Genomic DNA, 22,788 nt, shown 5'->3' with positions numbered 1-22,788 from the left:
AGCGGCTGCCGCGCACCCAGGTCCACATCGCCAGAACGATGGTGAAGGCCACCGCAAGCGACGCCCAGCCGCCCTCGAACACCTTGACGATGTTGGAGGCAAAGAAGCCGATGTCGATGAACGCGAACACCGCCGTCATCGCCACCGCCACCCACAGGCGCCATTTCCAGATGCGCGTCATGACGACGAACAGCAGCACCGTCGTCACCAGCATGTTGCCGGTCACCGAGATGCCATAGGCGGAGGCCAGCTTACTCGATTCGCCGAAACCGACGACCAGCAACATCACCGCCAACGCCAGCAACAGATTGACGCGCGGCATGTAGATCTGGCCCGACTGCCGTTCCGACGTGTGCAGGATTTCGAGGCGCGGCAGCATATTGAGCTGCACCGCCTGCCGGGTCAGCGAGAAGGCGCCGGAGATGACCGCCTGGCTAGCGATAACCGTCGCCGCGGTTGCCAATACCACCATCGGGATCAGCGTCCAGCCTTCGTTCATCTCGAAGAATGGATGGCCGACGACGCCGTTCTTGGCCAGCACGAAGGCGCCTTGCCCGGCATAATTGAGCAGCAGGCAGGGAAACACGATCGCCAGCCAGGCCAGCACGATCGGCTTGCGGCCGAAATGGCCGAGATCGGCATAGAGTGCTTCGGCGCCGGTGACGGCGAGGAAGATGGCTCCGATGGTCACGAAAGCGATGTCGGGCGAATTGATCAGGAAGGCGACGATGTAGTGCGGGCTCACCGCCCACAGGATTTCTGGATCGGCGATGATGTGGTTGAGACCGGAAAGGCCAATTGCCAGGAACCATACGGCGGTCACCGGGCCGAACACCAATCCCACCCCGCCGGTGCCAAAGCGCTGCACCGCGAACACCATGGCCAGGATGACCAGTGTCAGCGGCACCACATAGGGCTGGAAGGTCGGGGTAACGACGTTCATACCCTCGACCGCCGACAGCACCGAAATCGCGGGCGTGATGACCGCGTCGCCGAAAAACAGCGAGGCGCCGACGATGCCGATGCCCAGGATCACCGCCGACCGCTTGGGGAAACTGCCGCGCGCTAGCGCCATCAGCGACAGCACGCCGCCCTCGCCGCCGTTATCGGCGCGCAGCACGAACATGATGTACTTGATGGTGACGATGATAGTCAGCGACCAGATGATCAGCGACAGCACGCCGAGGATATCGCCGCGCTCGGCGACATTGCCGCCCGACGACGCCACCAGCGCCTCACGGAACGCGTAGATCGGGCTGGTGCCAATATCGCCATAGACAACGCCGAGCGCGCCTAGCATCAGCACCTTGGTGCTGTGCTGTTCGATTTCGGGATGGCTCGATTGTTCGACGGGTTCTGCCTCGCTATCAGCATTGGTAAGGGCCATGGACGACACTCCGATAAGGGGCGGCCCTCTACCTTTGCTGCACTGCAATATCAAGTGCCGCGACGTAATGGCTCCGTATGCGGACCGCATTTGTTGCCGCAACCGGCGGATTGTCTCATACGAAACCACGATCCCGCTCCCGGGCCATTTCCTCGACGAGACACAGGCTCAAGGGGACCTGAAGGAGGGCCAGACCGGATGGGCGATGATCTGCGGCAGGAAACGATGGCGCTGCTTGTAGCTGACGGCATATCTTTCTACTTTGTGTGTCTGCCAGACGAGCGGGCGGGCACGGAAGTGGTCGCGCTCTGGCTGCCAGACATACTCGTCCAACCTGATGAAAACCTGACTTGTACACCCAGCCCAAACAGGTGCGAGGGGTCGGTCTATTACCAAAGGCTCTGAGGGCTGATTCTCTAGGGTTCCCGCCCAGATTGATCCGTGACCCTTGTTGTGAACCGCGCCGGGTTGATCGGAGGCTCCAACTCCTGAGAAGGTGGAACCATGACAAGCAAGACGACCAACAAGTTCTCTCCCGAGGTCCGGGCCCGCGCGGTGCGGCTGGTTCTGGATCACGAACGCGAGCATACGTCGCGGTGGGCGGCGGTTTCATCGATCGCCGCCAAGATCGGCTGCACGGCGCAGACGCTGCATGAGGGGGTGGAGAAGGCCGAGCGCGACAGTGGCGTGCAAGTCGGTGTGCCTACGGATGTGGCGACGAAACTCAAGGCTCTGGAAACGAGAGCCGCGAGCTTCGCCAGGCCAACGAGATCCTTCGCAAGGCTTCCGCGTATTTTGCCCAGGCGAAGCTCGACCGCCGGTTCAGGCCACGATCGCGTTCATCGACGCTCACCGCAAGGCGCATGGGGTCGAGCCGATCTGCAAGGTGCTGCCGATCGCCCGGTCGACCTACCACGACCATGTCGCCAAGCGCGTCGACCCCTGCCGGCTGTCGGCTCGGGCAAGATGGGATACAGCCTCGAAGGATGAGGTCCGACGGTTTGAGGCGAACTTCCGCGTCTACGGCGTTCGCAAGGTCTGGCGGCGGTTGCGTCGCGAGGGCTTCGACGTCGCCCGCTGCACGGTTGCCCGCTTGATGAAGGCCATGGGCCTCGAAGGCATCGTCCGCCGATCCGCACTACGGTGAGCAACAAGGCCGCACCTTGCCCTCTCGACCACGTCAACCGCCAGTTCCACTGCTCCGCGCCGAACATGCTGCGGGTCTCCGACTTCACCTGCGTCGCGACCTGGACGGGCTTCGTCTATGTCGCCTTTGTCATCGACACCTATGCCCGTCGGATCGTCGGCTGGCGGGTGAGCCGGACGGCGCATGCAGCCTTCGTTCTCGATGCCCTGGAACAGGCTCTCCATGATCGGCGGCCCGTGCAGGGAGGCGGGCTCATCCATCACAGCGATAGAGGCAGCCAAGGCGGATTCAACCGGATCGTCGCAACACCGGCATCATACTGTCCCCCAAGGAGTTGGTCGAGGAGTTCGGCAGGTGTTTTCCAGCCGAGCGTTTTGCGCGGTCTTGTGTTGATAGCATGGGCGACTGCGTCCAGTTCCCGGGCTGTGTGCCGACTGAGATCCGTGCCCTTTGGAAAGTACTGTCTCAGCAAGCCGTTTGGTGTTTTCGTTGGAGTCTCGCTGCCACGGGCTTGGGGATCGCAGAAGAAAATCTCGAGCCCGGTGTCGATGCGCAGGTCGGCTGCTGCGCCATTTCCGCTCCATGGTCCCAAGTCAGCGACTGACGCAGTTGCTCGGGAAGTTTGCCCATGGATCGGGCTATGGCTCTGCGGACTGCTTCAGCGCCGTGGCCGGCAAGTGGTGGACCGTTCTTGATGCGCATGCTCTGCTGATAGCCATGCATGCGCGGCAGGTGAAGCACGCATTGTGAAGCGTGAACTTCGTTCCACGAGCGTACCGATCGCCTAGCTTCCGAGGCCAAGGATGAGGTCGCCTTCCCAATGTCCGGGGACAGCCCGATCGGCAATTTCGGCCGGACGGTCGCTTATTATAAGGGCGTCTCCAACGAAGGACTTGTTGCGAACTCGGGCCCGTTCGCGCGGTACGCGCAACGCTCGGCCTGAACGCAGACATGCGGTAAGTCCTCGGCGCAATGCTCCGCGTCCTTGAATGTACAAGGACTGATAGATCGTCTCTTGGCTGATCCGCATGGTTTGATCCTGTGGGTAATCGATCTGAAGCCGATTTAGCGATCTGCTCGGGGCTCCAGGCTGCCGACCACCTCCGGCTCTGTCGTTTTTTCCATACCCACCTTGGGGCCCTCGAATGAGGCGCCATTGGGATTGGTGACTTTGCCGGCCAAGCGCTCCTCAACATATTCACGCAGAGCCGGATTGACCGCCAGCTTGCCAGGAGGCCGGCGGGACTCACGATCGGCGTGCCATTGGGCGGCACTGGCCGGTAATCCAGATTGCCGCTGCGCGTCGCGGCATTGCGCCTGACCTCCCGCGAGATTGTGCTCGGCGGCCGACCTAGCTTACGAGCAATGGCCCGGATGCCGATTCCCTTGGCAAGCTCAAGCGCAATATCCTCGCGCTCCCGAAAGAAAGATATCGCCCCGAAGGCGGCTTCGCCCACGGCGCCAAATGCGTTGGTGGCATCCCTCCTGCACTCCGAAACCAGCGCGGACCAAGAGGCGTTGATGTACCGGCATCCAGTGCGGCCTCCTCGCTCGAATGTCCCAAGGCAATAGCTTGCCAGAACCGGAAGCGATTCTCACGCTGCCAGGCAGGCGGACGCCCGGGCGAATCCAGCTTCTTTCGAGTGCACCGATCTAAGCGCGTTAGTGAACCGTCATTGCAACCTCCAATCCCTTGGTGTTGCGACGACCGGTTGAATCCGCCCAACACGTCAGCATTCAATACACCGAGCGCTTGGCGGAGGCCGGCGTCGAACCCGCAGTGGGCAGTGTCGGCGACTCTTTCGATAATGCTCTCGCCGAAACGATCAACGGTCTTTACAAGGCCGAGGTGATCCATCGACGCGGACCCTGGCGCTCATTCGAGGCCGTCGAGTTCGCCACGCTCGAATGGGTCGACTGCTTCAACAATCGCTGGCTGCTGGAGCCCATCGGCAACATCCCGCCGGCCGAAGCCGAGGAACGCTACTACGCCATGTTGGATGAACCAGCCATAGCCGCGTGACTCAAACGAAACGGCCTCCGGAATGCCCAGGGCAGTTCACATCGCATTTGATGCCAGCTTCATCGTATTTTCTTCGGCTTGGACGGGCACTTGGCAGACCCACAGAGCTGGGAACCCTTTGCCATACTACAACTGTAACATCATATCGGTTTAGCAGGTCAAGCTTCGGTGGTAACCTCATTTGGTAGAATAACTACTTTGGAGGCGAGCAATGGATCGCGATAACAAACGGGCACGTGCAGCTGCAAGATCATCTCAAGGCGTGGGGAGCAGTAGCCTCCGTGACGTTCCAGAGGGGCCATTGAGCGATGTTGCAGAACGGCTGGTAACCGCTAACCCGCGCGATACAGCGCGAAATCTTGGGGGCTTCAAAGGCCTCGGGACGCACGAGCGAACAGCCGTTCGGGGCACTCAACCCGGGCCAGAAACCGACCTCGCGAGATTTGAAAGGCGGACCAATCGGCTTGGACGATCAGCCATCAATCTGGCCGCGACATTAACAGCCGAATTGGGGTACAGCACGGATGACATAGCATTGCAGAAAGTCGGAGCGGCCAGTAATCTAGGCGATTACCTAACGCCAGGGCTGCAAGATGCTATTGTTAATCGCATTGGCAACATGGATCCGCCGTCGCAAGCTCTCGGAGCTTATTACGTTGCGCCACACTTCAGTAAGTTTACTGACGAAAATAAATCTCGCATTCTTGATCAGGCCATTGGATTGGCTTCTTCTGATCCGGATGGCAATGTCAGAAACATGGCATCCAATGCTATTCTCAACATGTATCCCCAGTTAGACGCAAATCAACAGGCCCAAGCTCACTCAGTTTTTCCCGGCATGCAAGACATCTTGCCGCACATGCCGCCACCGCAGCATGCAGCAGAGGAACGGAGTGCGAATCTGGACGGCCATATAGCAGGTATTGAGGCTGCAGTCCGTGATACAGTAGGCCCGCAAACCTCCTATGAACAGCTGCAGCGGGGTGCTCAAATCGGGCGGTCCATAAACCACGCCTTCAATCACGCCCGAGAGGACCTAATGGAGGCCACCAGAAGCAGAGATCGCTCCGGCCGTTGAGGTCTCGGCCATGGTACAGTGACGCTTTCTCTCCCGAAATCCGTTTACGGCCTTGCCGTTTCCAATTCGCTGGCCGTTGACGTACCTGCTTAGCGTAACTTTCAAAAACCAATCTGCCGGGTGATGCGCTGCAAGCATCGCACCACCCACTGCGGCATCGATCTGTCGAGCGGCGACATCGCGCGACGCCGGTTCGGTCTCTGAAGCACGCGCAGCATTAGCTACGGCTAATCCGGCAATGGAACAATGCTTTCAACAAAAACGACGCCCCCCAACATAGCCATTAGCATCGCGTGCTCACTCGCCGTGGGCTTCTGTGCGGCAAGTCTTTACGCAACCTTCCGCCACGGCGGCAGCGGCGAGGCTCTGATGGCGTTTGATGTCCGTGCCTTTTGGTTTGAGACGCCCTTGTATTTGGGTTTCGCAACCCCCGTTTTCTATCGGGGCGCGGCTATCGTGCTCTCGACGTCCGCGGTCGTCTTGCTGATTCAGCAGATCGTATTGCGCCGCAAGCTCGAACACCACGGGACGGCTCGTTGGGCTCGAGTGGATGAAATGCGACGCACGGGATATCTGCGACGATACCGTGGCGTGACAGGGCCGGTGTTTGGGAAGACAAGTGGCCCTTTCTGGCCTGGCTACTACCTGACCAATGGCGAGCAGCCTCACAGCCTCATCGTTGCACCGACCCGCGCTGGCAAGGGCGTCGGCATAGTCATTCCAACGCTACTTACATTCAAAGGCTCGGTGATAGCTCTGGACGTCAAGGGGGAGCTCTTTGAGCTCACCTCGAGGGCGCGCAAAGCCGCAGGTGACGACGTGTTTAAATTCGCGCCGCTGGATTCGGAGCGGCGCACAAACTGCTACAATCCGCTGTTGGATCTTATAGCGTTGCCTCCACAGCAGCAATTCACCGAAGCCCGCCGCTTGGCCGCAAACCTGATTACGGCCAAGGGGGAGGGCGCGGAAGGTTTCATCAGCGGCGCGCGAGATATCTTTGTCGCGGGAATCCTTGCCTGCATCGAGCGGGGCACGCCAACAATCGGCGCCGTCTATGACCTCTTCGCCCAGCCGGGGGAGAAGTTTAAGCTCTTCGCGCGACTCGCCATGGAGACCCAGAACAAAGAGGCACAACGCATCTTCGACGACATGGCGGGGAACGATACGAAAATCCTAACCTCCTACACTTCCGTGCTCGGCGATGGCGGGCTCAACCTGTGGGCGGATCCCGCTGTAAAGGCGGCCACAAGTCGCTCGGACTTTTCGGTCTATGATCTTCGCCGTCGCAGAACGTGCATCTATCTTTGCGTTGGTCCGAACGACCTTGAGGTGATCGCGCCTTTGATACGCTTGTTTTTTCAGCAAATCGTTTCAATTCTGCAGCGGTCGCTGGCCCGTCGGGATGAAAAGCACGAGGTTCTCTTCCTGCTCGACGAGTTCAAGCACTTGGGTAAGCTGGAGGCGATCGAGACCGCAATCACGACTATCGCGGGCTACAAGGGGCGTTTCATGCTCATCATCCAAAGCCTTTCGGCACTGACGGGGGCTTATGGAGAGGCTGGCAAGCAGAATTTTCTCAGCAATACCGGACTGCAAGTGTTCATGGCCACGGCTGATGACGAGACTCCGAACTACATTTCCAAGGCCATCGGTGAATACACGTTTGAAGCCAAATCGATTTCCCACAGCCAGGCGCGAACGTTCGACTGGACCATTCAGAATTCACATCAAGGTGCACCGCTATTGCGTCCCGAACAGGTTCGGCTGCTCGATGACGACTACGAGATTGTTCTTATCAAAGGTCTGCCACCATTAAAATTGAGGAAGGTGCGTTATTTCTCGGATCGCATTCTGAAACGCATCTTTGAAAGCCAGACAGGCGCCCTCCCGGAGCCGGCGCCCTTGACGGGAGCAGAGGAGGCGCTCTCCGTAGAATCTCAACTCGATGACCCGCAGTGTGAATTGGCGCAGGACTTTGCCGATACAGTTTGATGAGGCTGGTGTGGACCCCGCGAAAAAATCCATCCCGTGTAACAGCTTTGTCGCAGGTGCAGGACGCCGGCTTGGAAGAGGGGCAAGCGGGCCAAGCCCGGCGAGTGGGCTTTGAGCAGCACGTGTCCGAGGCGCTCCGGCCGCTGTTCGATGGTCGAGCTGACGAGCCGCCTACCGGTCCAGAGGAGCTTCTGCGACCGGAACAGGGGTTTCGCGAGGTGCTTCAGCGAGGGCAGGATCATCAAGCCGCCTCATCTTTTTTCAGCAACCCAGGGATGCCCGATGGACGGGATGACCTCAACAGAAGCGTGTCGGAGGCTTTCGCAAGCTCTGGGACGCCGGAGTTCGGGCCGCCGCCCCCAGTCTTGGCCAACAGCAGATCCGCCCTTCGCCGGATGAGCTTGACCAAAGCAACCACCTGCCACCCGAGTGAGTCGTCCCAACAATGAACATTCACCAGCGCTGTTGTGGCCAGCGGAGACGCAGAGGGCCCTGAATGCGCCGCAAGCCGTCGCCATTCAGCAGCAGCTGAGCGAAATCGGCAATTCAGGCGGCCGCGTGCATATGCAGAGAGGGGCTGATGCGATCTCCGGACCGGTAGCTCTCGCCGTAATTGATCAGGCTGGTACTGTTGGAAGGCTTGATCAGCCTCGTCACCCCAATCTCCAGCATAGCTCACTGTCACGCGGCCAACGTGCCTCCGTAGCTAACATCTACGTCAGCGTTGAAGAAGTACCCTGCGCCACGGGATGTTTTGACCAGGCGAGGGTTGGCCGCATCAGCCTCCAGCTTTCGGCGCAAGCGCATGATTAGGACATCAATACTTCGATCGTACACCTCTTCTCCACGCACTCGGCTCGCGAGCAAAAGCCGTTCTCTGGATAGCACGTTGCGGGGGTTCTCCAGAAATGCGATCAACAGATTGAACTCACATGCGGTAAGCTTGACCTCGCCACGCTCCGCACAGATCAGTCGCCGCTGCTTCACGCTGAGCTTCCAGGCCCCAAAGCGAAATGAGCGCTGCTCTCTGGTTCGCGGACTAGAAATGCGCTGGCGTAGCGCTACTCGAATGCGGGCCAAGAATTCGCGCATCCCGAAAGGCTTGGGAATGAAATCGGTTGCGCCGAGCTCCAGTGCAACCACTTTTTCCGCCTCATCAAGCCGGTCGCCGCTGATCACTATGATAGGAACATCCGATTTTGTCGCCAGATTGCGGACGATCGCAAGTCCATCCTCCCGGCCTAGGTTAAGGTCGACAACCACGAGATCGACTGGCTCACGTGAAAGAACATAGTCAAACTGCTTGCTATCGTGGACTGCGGTTACCTTCAGGGCATGCATCGTGAGATACTCGGCGATGAGGCGCCGCATTGCGGCATCATCGTCAATGACAAGAACATGTTTCAACGGCACACCTTCAATCTTGAATCCCCTTGTCTAAACCTGTTGCCGAGCAACCCTGGGGCACCGACCCAGAACAGCTGCTCCTTGATACCACTCGCCGTTGCGTGCGGCCAATGTGAGGCCGTGCTCGTCCTGTTCTTTTCATCCCCAGCGAATTGACCGCACCAAGGCAGCCCGTGGCCACCAGACAGGTCCAAGCGCCGACATGACCCTGCCGTGTGGTCCTTCGCTTTTTCGATTCGAGCTCCCCCGTTGGTGCAGGCCTGCCAATATCGACTCAAGTTCGACCTCATGGATGCCAAGTTTCCTGCTATGCCCTTGCATCCTGGTCATCCTGGAGTTTGCGGACCTGGATCATCTCGATATCCTCCGGCTCGTGGATCCAGCTCGGACATGGTTGAGCAGCGCGGCGTTTGGCTTGATCGGAGAGGCGGTCGGCGGAAGAAGACCGTGATTCGCTGCAGCGGCCTTGTGCAAAATAGTGTGTCTCCTGCCAAGCCGGTTTCGTCCAAGGTGGCCGGCGGCCTCAAATGCTGTTCGGCGACCGGCAGGTCGCCGGTTGCGGTGAACGTCCGGGCTAACATTTCTCAGTTACTGCAACTCCTCCATCCTGAGCGTGTCACTATGCTTGTCCATTGCGCCGTCGGACTCCGTCAATGACGTGCCGTTATCTGCCGATGGGACTGTGCATGATCCACCCTTTGGCGGCGGCGGCCGAACAGCTGAACGAGGCTCGCACCAGGATGGGCTGCGCCGCCACGTCTTCCCAGTTGACCCTCGCCCCCCCGCGGATTTGCGCCTTCGAGCCAGCTTCGCGGACGAGCTCGCGTCTAAAGCAATGATCTGAGTGTGCAGGGCCGCGCATGGCTGCTCTTTAAGCACCGGCAGCATACCGGCAAAGTTGGGCTGCTTTATCGCCTTCGTCGATTCCCCACGGTGATCCCGAGCCTGAACAAACCCGCCAAGCTCCCCATTTTGTCCTTGGCTTGGCGCTGACAGAAGTACCATCCATGACGCCGAAGTCGCGGCCCACAGTCTAGGAGCAACGGACGGCCGGGACGAGCAATCCTGTACAGGAGTCATTGTACCAAGATGCTCCGGATGTCGCTGGCTGATCGGGCCCGCGCCACCCACGCATGCGCAAGATGCTCACCCAACTGATACGAACACGGTCTTTGCTTCAGTTGAAACCGAAAAGCTGAACTTGAACATCACACGGTAACAAACCTCCCCGATAAGCGCGTGCCGGACAGGGCCAGAACCCGTCCGGCGGCTTGGAAAGGTAGGTGATAGGGAATGTTTATTGCAGCTTGGCCGCTGGCCATCGTCCTGTTGACATCCATGTCACTCCCAGCCGAGCCCGCGCCACTTTCTCCGCGTGAGTTCCACAGCCTGTCGCGCAAATGCGCTCCCTGGGTTGCGCCGTCCACCCTCGCCGCGATTGCCAAGATTGAAAGTGGCTTTGACACGCTGGTGGCTCATGACAACACCACAGGTGAGCAGCTTCGCTGGATAGACCACCTGGCAGCCACGCGGGGCATCAAGGAACGCCTCGAAGCACAACATTCTGTCGATGTTGGATTGATGCAGATAAACAGCAAGAACTTTGCCATGCTCAATCTTACGCCGGAAAGGGCTTTCGAGCCCTGCGCCTCGCTTTCGGCTGCCGCCCACTTGCTTGAAAGCCGGTATGCCGGCGGCACCACTGCTGTGGCACAGCAACTGGCGCTTCGCCGTGCCATCTCGGCCTATAACACGGGCGACGTCACGCGTGGCTTCGCCAACGGTTATGTACGCAAGGTCGAGTCGGCCGCAAAGGACATCTCAAGTCTCCTTGAGCGAACGCTGGAGCCGACTGCTCGAGATGTGCCGCACCTTGAGGCACCCGGTCGGAAAGCCGTGCCGCCTCTGCTCCAGCAGAGCCAACAGGCCAATAGAAAGAAGCAGCCCAACCAAGATTCTTGGGACATTTGGGGCTCGTATCAGCCAGACCGCTCCGGGGCCGATCCCTCCGGTCCGACAGGCAGCCAGGCTGCGAAAGCACGGGAACCCGCGAACCCGAACAAACTCGTATTCGATTGAAACATGGAGATGCAATGATGACGCCACTCAAGATACTTCGTGCGCTTAAAACGCGTGTTCCTTCGCCTTTTTCCATGCTGCGCATGGCGGCTGAATATGTACCGGCCGCTGCTGCAGGCGCGGCGTGGACGGTCTTCTACAGCGGGCCAGCCGCGGCTCAGGTGACCGGAGGGACGGATCCTGCCAAGATGGTCCAGAATATCTGCACGTTCATCCTTGGCCCCTTTGGACAATCACTGGCCGTGCTCGGGCTCGTAGCCATCGGTATCTCTTGGATGTTCGGTCGTGCTTCGCTTGGCCTGGTTGCGGGTGTCGTTGGAGGGATCGTCATCATGTTCGGGGCCAGCTTCCTGGGCAAGGCGCTCATAGGCGGTGGCTGATGAGCGACCGGTTGGAAGTGAGCACCCTCTATGTGGCGGCGACGCGCCCCGCACTGTTTCTGGGGGTGCCGCTGACGCTGGCCGGATTGCTCATGATGTTGGCTGGGCTTGTTATCATTATCCTTCAGAACCCGCTCTACGAAATCGTTCTCGCGCCACTCTGGTTCGGAGCACGGCTGGTTGTTGAGCGTGACTATAACGCGGCAAGCGTCGTGCTGCTCTATTTGCAGACGGCCGGCAGAAGCGTGGACGGGCCGGTCTGGGGAGGCGCAAGCGTCAGCGCCAATCCGATCAGAGTGCCGAAACGCGGAAGAGGAATGGTGTAATGTTCGGCGCCAGCGGCCGGACCGAGAGGTCTGGCGAGATCTACCTTCCGTATGTTGGTCACGTAAGCGATAAGGTTGTCCTTCTGGAAGACGGATCGATCATGGCCATGGCACATGTGAACGGTGTGCCCTTTGATTTGGAAGACGCTGAGATGCGCAACTCGCGCTGCCGCGCGTTCAACACTCTCTTGCGCAACATCGCCGATGACAATGTCTCGATATACGCTCATCTTGTGAGACACAACGATGTGCCGGCGCCGGCGCCGCGCCAGTTTCAAAGTGCATTCGCTGGCAGTCTGAGCGAGGCCTACGAGCGTCGTGTGCTGTCGGGAAAGCTCTTTCGCAACGATCACTTCCTCACTTTGATCGTGTCCCCCCGCACCGCAATCGGCAAGATCGGCTTGCGGATTGCCAAGTCCCGCAGACGGAATGAGCACGATCTAGCCACCCAAATACGGAGCCTGGAAGACCTCTGGCACATCATTGCTGGCGCACTCGGCGGTTACGGTCTGCGCCGGTTGGGCATTCGTGAGAAAGGCAACGTGCTCTTCACGGAAATCGGCGAGGCGCTTCGGCTCATGATGACTTGCCGGTTTCTTCCGGTTCCGATGGTTACCGGCTCACTTGGCGCCTCGATCTACACTGACCAGGTCATCTGCGGGAAGCGGGCGCTTGAGATTCGAAGGCCCGGGGATAGCTCCGTCGGATCGTTGTTTTCGTTCCGTGAATATCCGGCGACGACGCGGCCGGGCATGCTAAATTCCTTGCTGTCCGCCAACTTCCCGCTTGTCCTGAGCCAGAGCTTTTCCTTCCTCACTCGCCCACAAGCTCATGCCAAACTAAGCCTTAAGTCCAGCCAGATGACGAGTGCCGGCGACAAGGCTCTCACCCAGATCAATGAACTTGCCGAGGCAGAGGACGCACTGGCAAGCAACGAATTCGTGATGGGTTCGCATCATCTGAGCCTGTGCGTCTATGCCGACAGCCTCAATAGCCTTGCAGATCGCGCAGCAAGTGCCCGCGCACGGCTGGCCGACGCGGGCGCCGTTATCGTCCAAGAGGGCATCGGCATGGAGGCCGCATATTGGTCCCAACTTCCGGGGAACAACAGGTGGCGCACGCGCCCGGGGGCGATCACCTCACACAATTTTGCCGGGCTCGTCTCATTTGAGAACTTCCCAAGCGGTTCCAGTTCCGGCCACTGGGGCAATGCTGTTGCGCGCTTTCGCACAAACGGTGGAACTTCTTTCGACTACATCCCCCATGAGAATGACGTCGGCATGACGGCAATATTCGGGCCCGTTGGCAAAGGCAAGACGACGCTAATGACCTTTGTCCTCGCGATGCTTGAGCAAAGCTTGGTCGATCGCAATGGTGCGATCGTCTTCTTCGACAAGGATCGGGGTGGTGAACTGCTGGTGCGAGCCACGGGAGGGACATATCTTGCGTTGCGCAGAGGCGCTCCGAGCGGCTTGGCCCCTCTGCGTGGACTGGACAACACCTCCGCCTCTCGGGACTTTCTGCGCGAGTGGTTGATGGCCCTGATCGAGAGTGACGGCCGTGGTCCGATCTCGCCGGAGGAAAGCCGTCGGCTGGAACGCGGCATTGTTCGTCAGCTTTCGTTCGAACCCCCTATGCGCTCACTTGCGGGCCTGCGCGAGTTCCTATTGCACAGCCCCTCCGAGGGCGCAGGAGCACGGCTGCAGCGGTGGTGTAGAGGGGGGGCGCTTGGATGGGCCTTTGACGGCGACGTGGACGAAGTAAGGCTGGATGCCTCCATTACGGGCTTCGACATGACGCAGCTCCTGGAATATGAGGAGGTCTGTGCACCGGCCGCCGCATACCTTCTGCATCGAGTGGGCGCTATCGTCGATGGTCGTCGGTTCGTCATGAGCTGCGACGAATTTCGATTCTATCTACTCAACCCCCAATTCTCGGCCACTATCGACAAGTTCTTGCTCACGGTCCGCAAAAACAACGGCATGTTGATACTCGCAACGCAGCAGCCTGAACACGTTCTGGAATCGCCTCTCGGAGCTAGTCTCGTTGCGCAATGTATGACGAAAATTTTCTACCCATCACCGACGGCGGACCGCTCTGCGTATGTCGATGGCTTGAAGTGCACTGCGCAGGAGTTCGAGGCAATCCGCCAGGGAATGGCAATCGGCAGCCGCAAGTTTTTGCTCAAGCGCGATAGCGGGAGTATTGTTTGCGAATTCGATCTTGGGCAGATGCGCGAGTACGTAGCCGTACTCTCGGGGCGGGCCAACACAGTGCGCTTTGCCGACCAGCTTCGTAACCAGCACGGAGACGCCCCAAGTGGGTGGCTCGACAAGTTCATGGCCCGGTACCATGAAGTTCAAGACTGACGGAGGAATATTCATGAAACTTGCCAAACTTGCAGTAACGACCCTTGCTGCTTCCCTTCTGCTTCACGGACAGGCCCGGTCGCAATTTATCGTCACCGACCCTGGAACAGAAATACAAACGACCTTAACAGCGATTTCCAATGCGGCGATCCTTGAGAGGTCAATCGAGACGCTCGCTACCACGATCGAAATGGTGACAATGCTAACGTCGTCATTCGCTGTCACGGGACTGCTAAGCTCACTGAACCAAGGAAATCACTACCCGTCGAGCAATAAGCTGGAGGGGCAGATGTTTGATGCTCGGGCGCCAGCTTCGATTATGGCCCGTAACATTGCGCAGGACCCGAATCGGATAGTCAACGGCACCGATTCAGAAGCGAAACTGTTACAGGGACAAATCGCTGGGGCCGCCAATGCCGCAGCTATTGCAGCCGACACTTTGGGCATAATGGACAAGCGCCTTAAGGATAACGCCGGCACGCTTGGTCAGCTTTCCCGCTCGGGAAATATTATGCAGGCCACCGTGACCAACGGTCTGGTCCTCAAGCAGATTCACGATGCGATGATCCAAAATGTCCAGGCCACGAGTCTGCTGACGATGGCCACTGCACAAGGGAGCCTTCACGCCGCTGAGGAGGCCGCCACGCAGCGTCGCGAACATCGGGACACCGCTCGCATTTTTGACCCCCTCCCGTGAACGCTGAGTTCATCAGGCTCAGCTGCGCTGATCAGGGACACATCAGGCTCACGCCATGAATTTCAAAATTCCCGCGCCATTCACGACTATACACGCGATCTTTCATGGGGCCTTCACGTTGGGGCTGCACAAAGTGCTTGGAAAGATCCAAGAGGCGGTCAGTGCGCCTCTGGTGGCGTGTGTCACGCTTTGGATAATAATCCAAGGCTTTCTGGTCATGCGTGGTCAAGTCGATGCGCGCGGGGGTATCTCGCGCGTAATCATGGTGTCGATTGTCGTCGCCCTTATCTTAGGGCAGGCCAACTATCAGTTGTACATTGAAGCGCTCTTCGACGACACGATTCCGAGGTTGGCTCACGACATCAGTGGCAGCGACTTGCCCTTCACCGGAATCCCCCAGAAGCTCGATCTCATGTTTGCTTCAAGCCAGTATGTCTTTCAGCTGATTGCTTCCGAAATTGGGCCTATGAACGGCCAGGACATACTTGCTTTCGAGGGAGCGCAATGGATTTTCTATGGCGCGCTGTGGACAGCGTTCGAGATCTACGATGCCGTTGGAATTCTGACGAAGGTGCTCTTGACGATCGGCCCCCTGGTCCTTGTAGGCTACCTTTTTGACCACACTCGAGACATAGCCACCAGATGGATCGGCCAACTGCTCTCGTACGGGCTGCTGCTTCTCCTCCTCAACATCGTGGCAACGATAGTAATCGCTGCCGAAGCAGTCTCGCTGGCAGCCATGCTTTTGATGATCAAATTCTCGGGCACGACAGCAGCCAAGATCATCGGGCTTTACGAGCTCGACATGCTTTTCCTAGCTGGTGACGCTCTGATCGTCGCGCTTCCGACGATCGCCAGCAGCATCGCCGGCGGCTCTTGGGGAGGTGCGAACCGACCTCTTAACAGCCTCAATCGCCACTTTGCCAAAACGGCGGGTGGTTAATCAATCGACAAGCTCGGTGCCAAAAACATGAAATATTGCCTACTTCTGTCAATCCTCGCTTTGGCCGCCTGCAAGACAAGCCATGGGCTTGCGACGTGCGCGGGTGCCCCATTCCAACTGAACGTGGGACAATGGGAAACCACCCCTGAGGATCTTCGGGTCGAATGCGCGGAAGAGCCAAAGTGAAATTTCCTGAACATGCCCTTCTGGTGGAGAGAGAAACGCTAGCCGCCCACTATAAGAAGGTGGAAGCGTTTCAAACTTCACGAGCGAAGTCTGCGCGGCGCCTGTCAAAGGCCCTGATAGCCTTTGCCGCAGCGGCGGTCCTAGGAAATGTTGCCCAGGCATTTACCATCGCTGCCATGGTCCCGTTGGCCAAGCTCGTACCTGTGTTCCTCTGGGTCCGGCCGGATGGGACCGTCGACAGCGAAGTGTCAGTCTCTCGACTGCCGGCAACCCAAGACCGAGCCGTCATAAATGCTTCGCTGTGGGAATATGTACGCCTGCGCGAGGGGTACACAGCAGATACAGCCCAATACGCCTATGACCTCGTATCCAGTTTCAGCGCGCCGGCTGTGCGACAGCAATATCAAGATTTCTTCAACTATCCGAATCCCACCTCGCCGCAAGTCACGGTCGGCAAGCGCGGCAAGCTCGAGGTCGGGCATATTTCCTCAAACGACATCAGTCCGGACGTTCAACAGATCCGTTACAAACGTACGCTTGTTGTCGATGGGCAGATGCCGATAGTGACCACCTGGACAGCTACCATCCGCTACGAGCGCTTGACGGGTCTGCCTGGGCAATCGAGGCTCACCAATCCGGGAGGTCTACTCGTCACTTCCTATCAAGGCTCGGAAGATAGCGTATCGAACCTGGGCTATGTGCAGCCATGACAAAAAGAGCGTTTCTCGCGCTGGTCTGTTCACTCTTCTTAACGATGGAAGCGTCCGCGGAAGACACACCACTTGCCGGCAAGCATGATGCGCGCATGCGCTACCTGGCTTACCGTCCCGACGAAGTGGTGCGCCTGTCTACCGCAGTGGGGGCAACGCTGGTTGTCACATTCGCGGCCAACGAGACAGTCGCAGCCGTGGCCGTTTCCAATAGCAAAGACCTGGCTGCGCTCCCGCGCGCCAACTATCTCTTTTTTAAGGCTAGCCGGATGCTCCCGCCGCAGCCGGTCATCGTGCTGGCCGAGAGTGAGTCCGGTACACGGAGATACGTCTTCAGTATTTCAACGAGAGCGATGCCAAAACTCGATGAGCAGCAACCTGACCTATACTACAGCGTGCAGTTCACCTATCCTGCTGATGAGGCTGCTGCTCAGAGAAAGGACGCAGAAAGGCGCTCGATTCTTGGTCAGGCCCGGGCGAAAGTGCTGCACGACGAGAGAGTTCAGGATTTGTTGAATCGGCCCGCCGCAACTACCAGTCCGGACGAAAGCAATTTTCACTACGTCGCAAAGGGCGATCGATCGCTGTCGCCGCTGGAAGTTTTCGATAATGGCTTTACCACCGTATTTGGCTTCGCAAGCAATTCCCGCATACCCTCCCTCTACATTATCAATCCCGACGGCAAGGAAGCCGCTGCCAATTACACGGTCAAAGGGGACTATGTTGAAGTATCCGCAGTCGCCCGGGAATGGCGTCTGAGAGATGGCAATACGGTCTTGTCCATTTTCAACAGGGCTTATGACCCTGTGGGACGAGCGCCAGGGACCGGTACAGTGACACCCGACGTGTGGCGCGTTTTGAAAGGCTCGGCCGATGAATGAAACCGGCCCACAGTCGGGACATGATGTCCATGCCTCCGGATCGATGGTCTCGGAGCCGGCCCGCCGGCATGTTTCGGGACTGCAGAAGTTGGCCGTCGCTGCACTTGTTCTCATCTCATCTCTATCGCTCATCTGGCTCGGCGGTCGTCCCAGCACACAAGACGAGCCAACTCAGCCAAAACCTCCAATTGTCGCCGACGCCGAGCCATTCCGCCCCGTGCCGATTGAGATTGCTCCCGAAGCTCCAGCACCCGTACAGGCGGCGCAGGCAGGAGATCCTGCGCCATCTACGCCGCCTCCGGCGCCAGCTGATCCGCCGCCGGAGGAAACACCAATTTTCGCCTACAGTGGCAGCAGTCAAATGCCCAACGACGGTCAGCGGAGCGAAGACAACCATAGGGATGCTCCCGCAACCTCGGATGAGATTTCAGACGCTGGCGATCTGTCGGGGCGATTGAAGCCAGATATACAGGAGGCGAGCCGGGCCACACTTTTGCCGCACCCTGATCTCGTGATTACTCAAGGAACGATAATTCCCTGCATTTTGCAAACGGCAGTCGACACAAACTTACCGGGTTATGTGAAGTGCGTCTTACCTAAAGACGTCCGCGGCGCCACCAACAACGTGGTGCTTTTGGATCGCGGGACGACCGTGATTGGCGAGATCCAGCGTGGTCTCCAACAGGGGGATGCGCGTGTCTTCGTGCTGTGGACGCGCATCGAAACGCCTGACCATGCCCTCGTTTCGCTAGCATCGCCGGGCGCTGACGAGCTCGGCCGCTCCGGAATGCCTGGCACGGTGGATAATCACTTCTGGCAGCGCTTTGGCGGAGCAATGCTCATGAGCGTCATTCAAGGCGCGTTTCAGGCCGCCGGTCAAAACGCTGGCAGCTCAGGTGGAGGAAGCGGCATCAACAGCTTCCAGAGCAACGCTGGACAAGCCGTTGACACGACCCTTAGAGCAACGATCAACGTTCCGCCAACTCTAAAGAAAAACCAGGGAGATGCTGTATCCATCTTTGTGGCTCGGGACCTCGATTTCTCGGATGTATACGATCTTAGAGCGACCGCCGTGGCGCCAGCCCCCCAACATCGCGAACGCCGGAGAGACAACAATGCGACCGGAGGCTGACCCTCAATTGCGTTTGCTTCTCAACCCTGTTTTGAAATGGCTTGAGGAGCCAAGGACCGAAGAGGTCGCTATCAACCGGCCTGGGGAAGCCTTTGTCCGACAGGCCGGCGTTTTCACGAAACATCCGCTACCGCTATCTTATGACGATCTGGAGGACATCGCGATCCTCGCTGGAGCGCTGCGCAAGCAAGATGTCGGACCGCAAAGCCCCCTCTGTGCGACTGAGCTGCCGAACGGAGAGCGGCTGCAGATCTGTTTGCCGCCCGCTGTTCCCTCAGGAACAATAAGCCTGACGATACGGCGTCCCTCAAGTCGTGTGACCGAACTCAAGGAAGTTTCCTCTCGCTACGAATACTCGCGTTGGAATCAATGGCGGTCACGAAAGGAGCGTCAAGAGCGGCAGGACGAAACGATTCTTCAGCACTACGACAATGGTGACTTGGAGCAATTTTTGCGAGCGTGCGTTTGCGGGCGGCTCACGATGCTGCTTTGCGGACCTACTGGAAGCGGCAAAACGACAATGAGCAAGACTTTGATCAACGCTATACCCCCGCAAGAGAGACTGATAAGTATCGAGGACACGCTCGAACTTGCAATCCCGCACGAGAACCATGTCCGGTTACTCTATCCGAAGGACCGAGCAGGCGTAGGTGCGGTGACAGCCGAGCAACTGTTGCAAGCCAGCTTGCGCATGCGCCCTGATCGAATATTGCTTGGCGAGATGCGCGATGATGCTGCTTGGGCCTACCTTAGCGAAGTCGTCTCCGGCCATGCGGGATCAATATCAACGATTCATGGGGCGGATCCGGTCCAAGGCTTTAAAAAGCTCTTTTCACTCGTCAAGAGCAGCCCGCAAGGAGCTGCTGTGGAAGACCACACGCTTCTTGACCTGCTGTCGGCTGCCATTGACGTCATTGTGCCGTTCCGTACCCAAGGCGACGTGTATGAGGTGGGGGAGGTGTGGCTCGCCGCCGATGTCCGGCGACGCGGAGAGACAGTAGCCGACCTTCTTAACAAGCACTAAGGCTAGAGCACGTCGGGGATCGGTAAGTCGTTTGTGATACGATGGCGTAATTTGTTCAGATTGAACGTCCACTTTGATTTGAGGGAGGTGGATAATGGGAGGAGGACTGAGCGTAGACCTTCGGTCACAAGTCTGAAGTCTTCGGGCGCCCTGTCGGCGCGGCAAGTCGCGGCACGATTCGACTGGGTGTATCGAGCGCGTCCGCTGAATTGCGCGGGCGACGCTCACCGAGCTGGTGCCGATGCCTGCTTCAAAAGCGGCATCGACACCCGGCAGGTCGTACCCTTGATTTACGTAGCCGCGCTCAATGAAGGTCTTCAAAGCCGCCGAACGTGGTTCGGAATGACCGGTGGTAAATCGGGAAGTGCCATATAGGGAATCCTCCTGGTATTGCCTCCAGGGGGTCCTCTCAATGAACAAAGCCGCAACCTGCCCTTGCGACCTCAGCTGGAGTTTGCGACGCAACCCATAGGAGGATCGATGCGCAGAGAAATCGCAGGCAGAGTCGGTGGCATTGTGGGCTGGCCGACCGACGGTTTCAGCCCGTCAACAGGTCTTCACGTGTTCCATCCCCGACTATTGCAGGCGTGCGGCTTGCATGCTCCCGCGATCACCCATCGGAAAGAGCGTTACGAACACTACGAAGAGTTGCGCGACTTCCGCTGTCGCCCCGGTCTTACAGCGGACGGTGACCTGTCCGACCTTGATAGGACGTGAAATGCGAACGCTGCTCATTGATCATCATGTGGATCTTACGCGCGCTGTGCGAGTTGCGCTCGGGGATAGCGGTTTTGCCGTTGATGTAGTTGGCAACCTGGAACAGGCGTCGAGGGCATTTTGTTGCGCAACCTATGAAATTCTCCTGCTGGAGTTGGCTCTGCCAGATGGCGATGGCTTGGGCTGGCTGAGACAGCTAAGGAGCAACGGGCATTCAGTTCCAACCCTCATTATGAGTAGCATCAACGATCTCGAGAAGCGGATTGCAATTTTCAACGGTGGCGCGGACGACTTTCTGCTCAAGCCCGTCTCTTTCGATGAGCTCATCGCCAGAATGAGAGCCATTCTGCGCCGGTCGACACAGGTGACCGACCCCATCGTTGTATTTGGCAATCTCAATTTCGATCCGATCGGCCGACAGGTTTCCGTCTCGGGTCATCCTCTGAAGATCGCACGCCGCGAACTATGTATTTTAGAGCATCTGCTTATCCGTGCAGGCCGCATCGTGCCTCGTGCGCAGTTGGAAGATCACCTCTATTCGTTCAACGACGAGGTATCTGCCAACGCGCTTGAAGTCGGAATCTATCGCTTACGTGGACACCTGAGTAGGTCAGGTGCAACGCCACGTATCACGACCATGCGCGGCATTGGTTACATTCTTGAATTGACTGAGGCGGCATCCGCATAGTTGGTCTAAATTGAAAGAACAGACTGCCTGCCCGTCGTCAGGTTGAGCTTGTGGCCATAATGGACACCGCGGCCGCCCTTGACGATGGTGTCGGCATGCGGTTCGAACGGCTCTGTCGCAAACCTTTTTGTAAGCGAGCATGGCAAGAAAAACGCCTCAGCTGTGGAGGAGCACGTGATGTTCAAGGGCCGCCATTTCGACCAGTCGGTGATCCTGCTGTGCGTGCGCTGGTACCTGGCCTACACTCTGAGCCTGCGCGATCTGGAAGAGATGATGGCCTAACGCGTTGGAGGTCGACCACTCCACTGTGCATCGCTGGGTCGCCCACTTCTCGCCGCAGCTGCTGGAGCGCTTCAACCGGCGCAAGCGTGTGGTCGGCAGCAAGTGGCATTGGACGAGACGTACATCAAGGTCCGCGGCGGTATCTCTACCGCGCTATCGACATCCTCGGCGATACGGTCGAGTTCTTCTTTAGCGAAAACCGTAACCAGGTGGCGGCCCAACGCTTCCTCCGCAAGGCGCTGACGCGCCATGGCCGGCCGGAGCGCATCGTCATCGACGGCAGCCAGACCAATTACGAAGCAATCCTTTCCTGCGACGCTGAAAGCCGGCTGCGGCAGCGATCGCGGCGACCGCTGAAGCCGATCCGCTCCACAATAGCCGGCATCTAAACAATCGGATCGAACAGGATCACCGGCGTATCAAGCCGCATTCGATCCATGCTCGGGTTCAAGTCGCATGCGAACGACGTGGTTATCCTCTCCGGCATCAAGATGATCCACATGATGGGCAAGCGACAGGCGAGGTATGCCTACAAGTCTGTCGATCGCTGTTGCGATATCCTCGCTGGCTGACGGACAGGCCAAAATGGCCGTTCACAACCCCATTTCAGGTTTGCGACAGAGCCTTTTGTCGGCGTTGCCGGCTTCGAGGGGCCGGTGCGCGCCGAGCGGATCAAGATCACCCCCGGCCACCTTGGTGCGGCCACTCGCCGAGTACGAAGCGGCGGCCGGAGGGAGCTGGTGATGACGACCCTAGATCATGACCTGCTGATCGCAATCCTGGATCGGCTGAAGTTGACGGCGATCCGCGACCAGCTCGACACGCTCATGTCGAGCAAGATCGCGCAGTTCCCGTTTGTCCGCGACGCTGCTGGAGCCCGGTTGCAAGGGCTGCCACAGATGGCCTGAACCTGAATCCGCCTTTCTTGAGGCGTTGCGACTATCATCGCGGCGACACGCAGCTCTTGATTTGTGTGCGAAATCCTCAGCAGATCCATCGGGCTGAGCCGCTCAGCAATATCAACGAGAATGTCCAGCGGCAGATCAAGGATACTCAGAGGAGGAAACGCTCTTGAGGCTCAGAGCGCGTCTGCTCCACTATAGATCAGGATGATTCACCGGGTCCTTCAACGCCAGCCGCCAGGTTCCGATGAGAGAATTGTCCCTGATATCACGCTCGATGGAGTTAAATGCCGAGATGGGCGCCTTGCCACGCTCCTCAATACCCCTCATGATTCACCGCCTATAGCTACCAACTGAATGAATCATCGTGATTGTCGCGCAGCGGAATCCTCAAGGATCGGGCAGTTCGTAGGGGGCGCCGGTTTGACCAGGTTGAGC

General features: G+C 58.4%; 17 protein-coding genes, 4 pseudogenes and 1 other annotated feature. Of the genes and pseudogenes, 18 read left to right on the top strand and 3 right to left on the bottom strand.

Going from position 1 to position 22,788, the window contains the following annotated elements; genetic code table 11:
• Window positions 1-1,387: KUP/HAK/KT family potassium transporter (locus NKI35_RS23255; protein WP_352741568.1), on the bottom strand; the 1,387-nt coding region annotated here is incomplete at its 3' end.
• A 504-nt stretch (window positions 1,388-1,891) separates the two neighbouring features.
• Between NKI35_RS23255 and NKI35_RS23250 the strand changes: the two are divergent.
• Window positions 1,892-2,815 (top strand): annotated as a pseudogene (locus tag NKI35_RS23250) (IS3 family transposase); the annotation flags it as partial.
• Window positions 2,175-2,291, top strand: a sequence feature (AL1L pseudoknot). Its footprint overlaps the pseudogene before it by 117 nt.
• Here NKI35_RS23250 and NKI35_RS31370 read toward each other — a convergent pair.
• Window positions 2,794-4,224, bottom strand: a pseudogene (locus tag NKI35_RS31370) (IS30 family transposase). The pseudogenes NKI35_RS23250 and NKI35_RS31370 sit on opposite strands and share 22 nt — an antisense overlap.
• A 30-nt stretch (window positions 4,225-4,254) precedes the next feature.
• On the opposite strand from NKI35_RS31370, the pseudogene NKI35_RS23235 reads away from it, so the two are divergent.
• From NKI35_RS23235 to virD4, 3 genes and pseudogenes are all read left to right on the top strand, one after another.
• Window positions 4,255-4,557: pseudogene (locus tag NKI35_RS23235) on the top strand (integrase core domain-containing protein); the annotation flags it as partial.
• A 301-nt stretch (window positions 4,558-4,858) separates the two neighbouring features.
• The gene (locus NKI35_RS23230; protein ID WP_352515483.1) at window positions 4,859-5,635 is read left to right on the top strand and encodes a hypothetical protein; all 777 of its coding nucleotides are present in this window, start codon (window positions 4,859-4,861) and stop codon (window positions 5,633-5,635) included.
• 246 nt (window positions 5,636-5,881) lie between these two features.
• Window positions 5,882-7,627: a type IV secretion system ATPase VirD4 gene (virD4, locus tag NKI35_RS23225; RefSeq protein ID WP_352653413.1), complete on the top strand. Its 1,746-nt coding sequence runs from the start codon at window positions 5,882-5,884 to the stop codon at window positions 7,625-7,627.
• Between the two features lie 681 nt (window positions 7,628-8,308).
• On the opposite strand, the gene virG is transcribed toward virD4, so the two are convergent.
• Window positions 8,309-9,034 carry a two-component system response regulator VirG gene (virG, locus tag NKI35_RS23220; protein WP_023685159.1) on the bottom strand — a complete coding sequence of 242 codons (726 nt, stop codon included), beginning with the start codon at window positions 9,032-9,034 and terminating at the stop codon, window positions 8,309-8,311.
• A 1,293-nt stretch (window positions 9,035-10,327) separates the two neighbouring features.
• Here virG and NKI35_RS23215 point away from each other — a divergent pair.
• From NKI35_RS23215 to NKI35_RS31365, 14 genes and pseudogenes are all read left to right on the top strand, one after another.
• The gene (locus NKI35_RS23215) at window positions 10,328-11,113 is read left to right on the top strand and encodes a type IV secretion system lytic transglycosylase VirB1 (RefSeq protein ID WP_352515384.1); all 786 of its coding nucleotides are present in this window, start codon (window positions 10,328-10,330) and stop codon (window positions 11,111-11,113) included.
• A 74-nt stretch (window positions 11,114-11,187) separates the two neighbouring features.
• A complete protein-coding gene (gene virB2 / locus NKI35_RS23210) occupies window positions 11,188-11,493 on the top strand; it encodes a pilin major subunit VirB2 (RefSeq protein WP_023673707.1) in 306 nt (101 codons plus the stop codon).
• Complete coding sequence (locus NKI35_RS23205) at window positions 11,493-11,819, top strand: type IV secretion system protein VirB3 (RefSeq protein WP_023679584.1); 327 nt, start codon at window positions 11,493-11,495, stop codon at window positions 11,817-11,819. The genes virB2 and NKI35_RS23205 overlap by 1 nt, the downstream gene beginning before the upstream one ends.
• A complete protein-coding gene (virB4, locus tag NKI35_RS23200; RefSeq protein ID WP_352515383.1) occupies window positions 11,819-14,188 on the top strand; it encodes a type IV secretion/conjugal transfer ATPase VirB4 in 2,370 nt (789 codons plus the stop codon). Before NKI35_RS23205 ends, virB4 begins: the two co-directional genes overlap by 1 nt.
• Before the next feature lie 13 nt (window positions 14,189-14,201).
• Window positions 14,202-14,885 carry a TrbJ/VirB5 family protein gene (locus tag NKI35_RS23195; RefSeq protein WP_352652367.1) on the top strand — a complete coding sequence of 228 codons (684 nt, stop codon included), beginning with the start codon at window positions 14,202-14,204 and terminating at the stop codon, window positions 14,883-14,885.
• 55 nt (window positions 14,886-14,940) lie between these two features.
• Window positions 14,941-15,828: a type IV secretion system protein gene (locus NKI35_RS23190; RefSeq protein ID WP_352515381.1), complete on the top strand. Its 888-nt coding sequence runs from the start codon at window positions 14,941-14,943 to the stop codon at window positions 15,826-15,828.
• 27 nt (window positions 15,829-15,855) lie between these two features.
• Entirely contained in the window at window positions 15,856-16,014 is a 159-nt protein-coding gene (locus NKI35_RS23185) for a type IV secretion system lipoprotein VirB7 (RefSeq protein ID WP_081726271.1), read from the top strand.
• Complete coding sequence (locus NKI35_RS23180; RefSeq protein WP_023785251.1) at window positions 16,011-16,724, top strand: type IV secretion system protein VirB8; 714 nt, start codon at window positions 16,011-16,013, stop codon at window positions 16,722-16,724. Before NKI35_RS23185 ends, NKI35_RS23180 begins: the two co-directional genes overlap by 4 nt.
• Entirely contained in the window at window positions 16,721-17,605 is an 885-nt protein-coding gene (locus NKI35_RS23175) for a TrbG/VirB9 family P-type conjugative transfer protein (protein ID WP_352515380.1), read from the top strand. Before NKI35_RS23180 ends, NKI35_RS23175 begins: the two co-directional genes overlap by 4 nt.
• Window positions 17,598-18,737, top strand: coding sequence for a type IV secretion system protein VirB10 (gene virB10, locus NKI35_RS23170; protein WP_352515379.1), 1,140 nt, complete (start codon window positions 17,598-17,600; stop codon window positions 18,735-18,737). The genes NKI35_RS23175 and virB10 overlap by 8 nt, the downstream gene beginning before the upstream one ends.
• Window positions 18,721-19,761 carry a P-type DNA transfer ATPase VirB11 gene (virB11, locus tag NKI35_RS23165; protein ID WP_352515378.1) on the top strand — a complete coding sequence of 347 codons (1,041 nt, stop codon included), beginning with the start codon at window positions 18,721-18,723 and terminating at the stop codon, window positions 19,759-19,761. The genes virB10 and virB11 overlap by 17 nt, the downstream gene beginning before the upstream one ends.
• Before the next feature lie 718 nt (window positions 19,762-20,479).
• Window positions 20,480-21,166, top strand: coding sequence for a response regulator (locus tag NKI35_RS23160; RefSeq protein WP_023679590.1), 687 nt, complete (start codon window positions 20,480-20,482; stop codon window positions 21,164-21,166).
• 177 nt (window positions 21,167-21,343) lie between these two features.
• Window positions 21,344-22,020 (top strand): annotated as a pseudogene (locus tag NKI35_RS23155) (IS6 family transposase).
• A 171-nt stretch (window positions 22,021-22,191) separates the two neighbouring features.
• Window positions 22,192-22,356, top strand: a complete 165-nt coding sequence (locus NKI35_RS31365; protein WP_502896854.1) for a hypothetical protein — start codon at window positions 22,192-22,194, stop codon at window positions 22,354-22,356.
• Window positions 22,357-22,788 lie beyond the last annotated feature (432 nt).

Source organism: Mesorhizobium sp. M0676 (assembly GCF_040320535.1).
Classification (GTDB): Bacteria; Pseudomonadota; Alphaproteobacteria; order Rhizobiales; family Rhizobiaceae; genus Mesorhizobium.
Note: the sequence above shows the minus strand (reverse complement) of the source record. Positions and strands in the feature narration are given on the sequence as shown.

Excerpts from the sequence above, each read along its gene's own strand:
- virD4 (WP_352653413.1), top strand. The coding sequence starts at position 5,882 with ATGCTTTCAACAAAAACGACGCCCCCCAACATAGCCATTAGCATCGCG.
- NKI35_RS23215 (WP_352515384.1), top strand. The coding sequence starts at position 10,328 with ATGTTTATTGCAGCTTGGCCGCTGGCCATCGTCCTGTTGACATCCATG.
- virB4 (WP_352515383.1), top strand. The coding sequence starts at position 11,819 with ATGTTCGGCGCCAGCGGCCGGACCGAGAGGTCTGGCGAGATCTACCTT.
- NKI35_RS31365 (WP_502896854.1), top strand. The coding sequence starts at position 22,192 with ATGACGACCCTAGATCATGACCTGCTGATCGCAATCCTGGATCGGCTG.
- NKI35_RS23160 (WP_023679590.1), top strand. The coding sequence starts at position 20,480 with ATGCGAACGCTGCTCATTGATCATCATGTGGATCTTACGCGCGCTGTG.
- NKI35_RS23175 (WP_352515380.1), top strand. The coding sequence starts at position 16,721 with ATGACAAAAAGAGCGTTTCTCGCGCTGGTCTGTTCACTCTTCTTAACG.
- NKI35_RS23205 (WP_023679584.1), top strand. The coding sequence starts at position 11,493 with ATGAGCGACCGGTTGGAAGTGAGCACCCTCTATGTGGCGGCGACGCGC.
- NKI35_RS23190 (WP_352515381.1), top strand. The coding sequence starts at position 14,941 with ATGAATTTCAAAATTCCCGCGCCATTCACGACTATACACGCGATCTTT.
- virB2 (WP_023673707.1), top strand. The coding sequence starts at position 11,188 with ATGCTGCGCATGGCGGCTGAATATGTACCGGCCGCTGCTGCAGGCGCG.
- NKI35_RS23185 (WP_081726271.1), top strand. The coding sequence starts at position 15,856 with ATGAAATATTGCCTACTTCTGTCAATCCTCGCTTTGGCCGCCTGCAAG.
- virB11 (WP_352515378.1), top strand. The coding sequence starts at position 18,721 with ATGCGACCGGAGGCTGACCCTCAATTGCGTTTGCTTCTCAACCCTGTT.
- NKI35_RS23195 (WP_352652367.1), top strand. The coding sequence starts at position 14,202 with ATGAAACTTGCCAAACTTGCAGTAACGACCCTTGCTGCTTCCCTTCTG.
- virB10 (WP_352515379.1), top strand. The coding sequence starts at position 17,598 with ATGAATGAAACCGGCCCACAGTCGGGACATGATGTCCATGCCTCCGGA.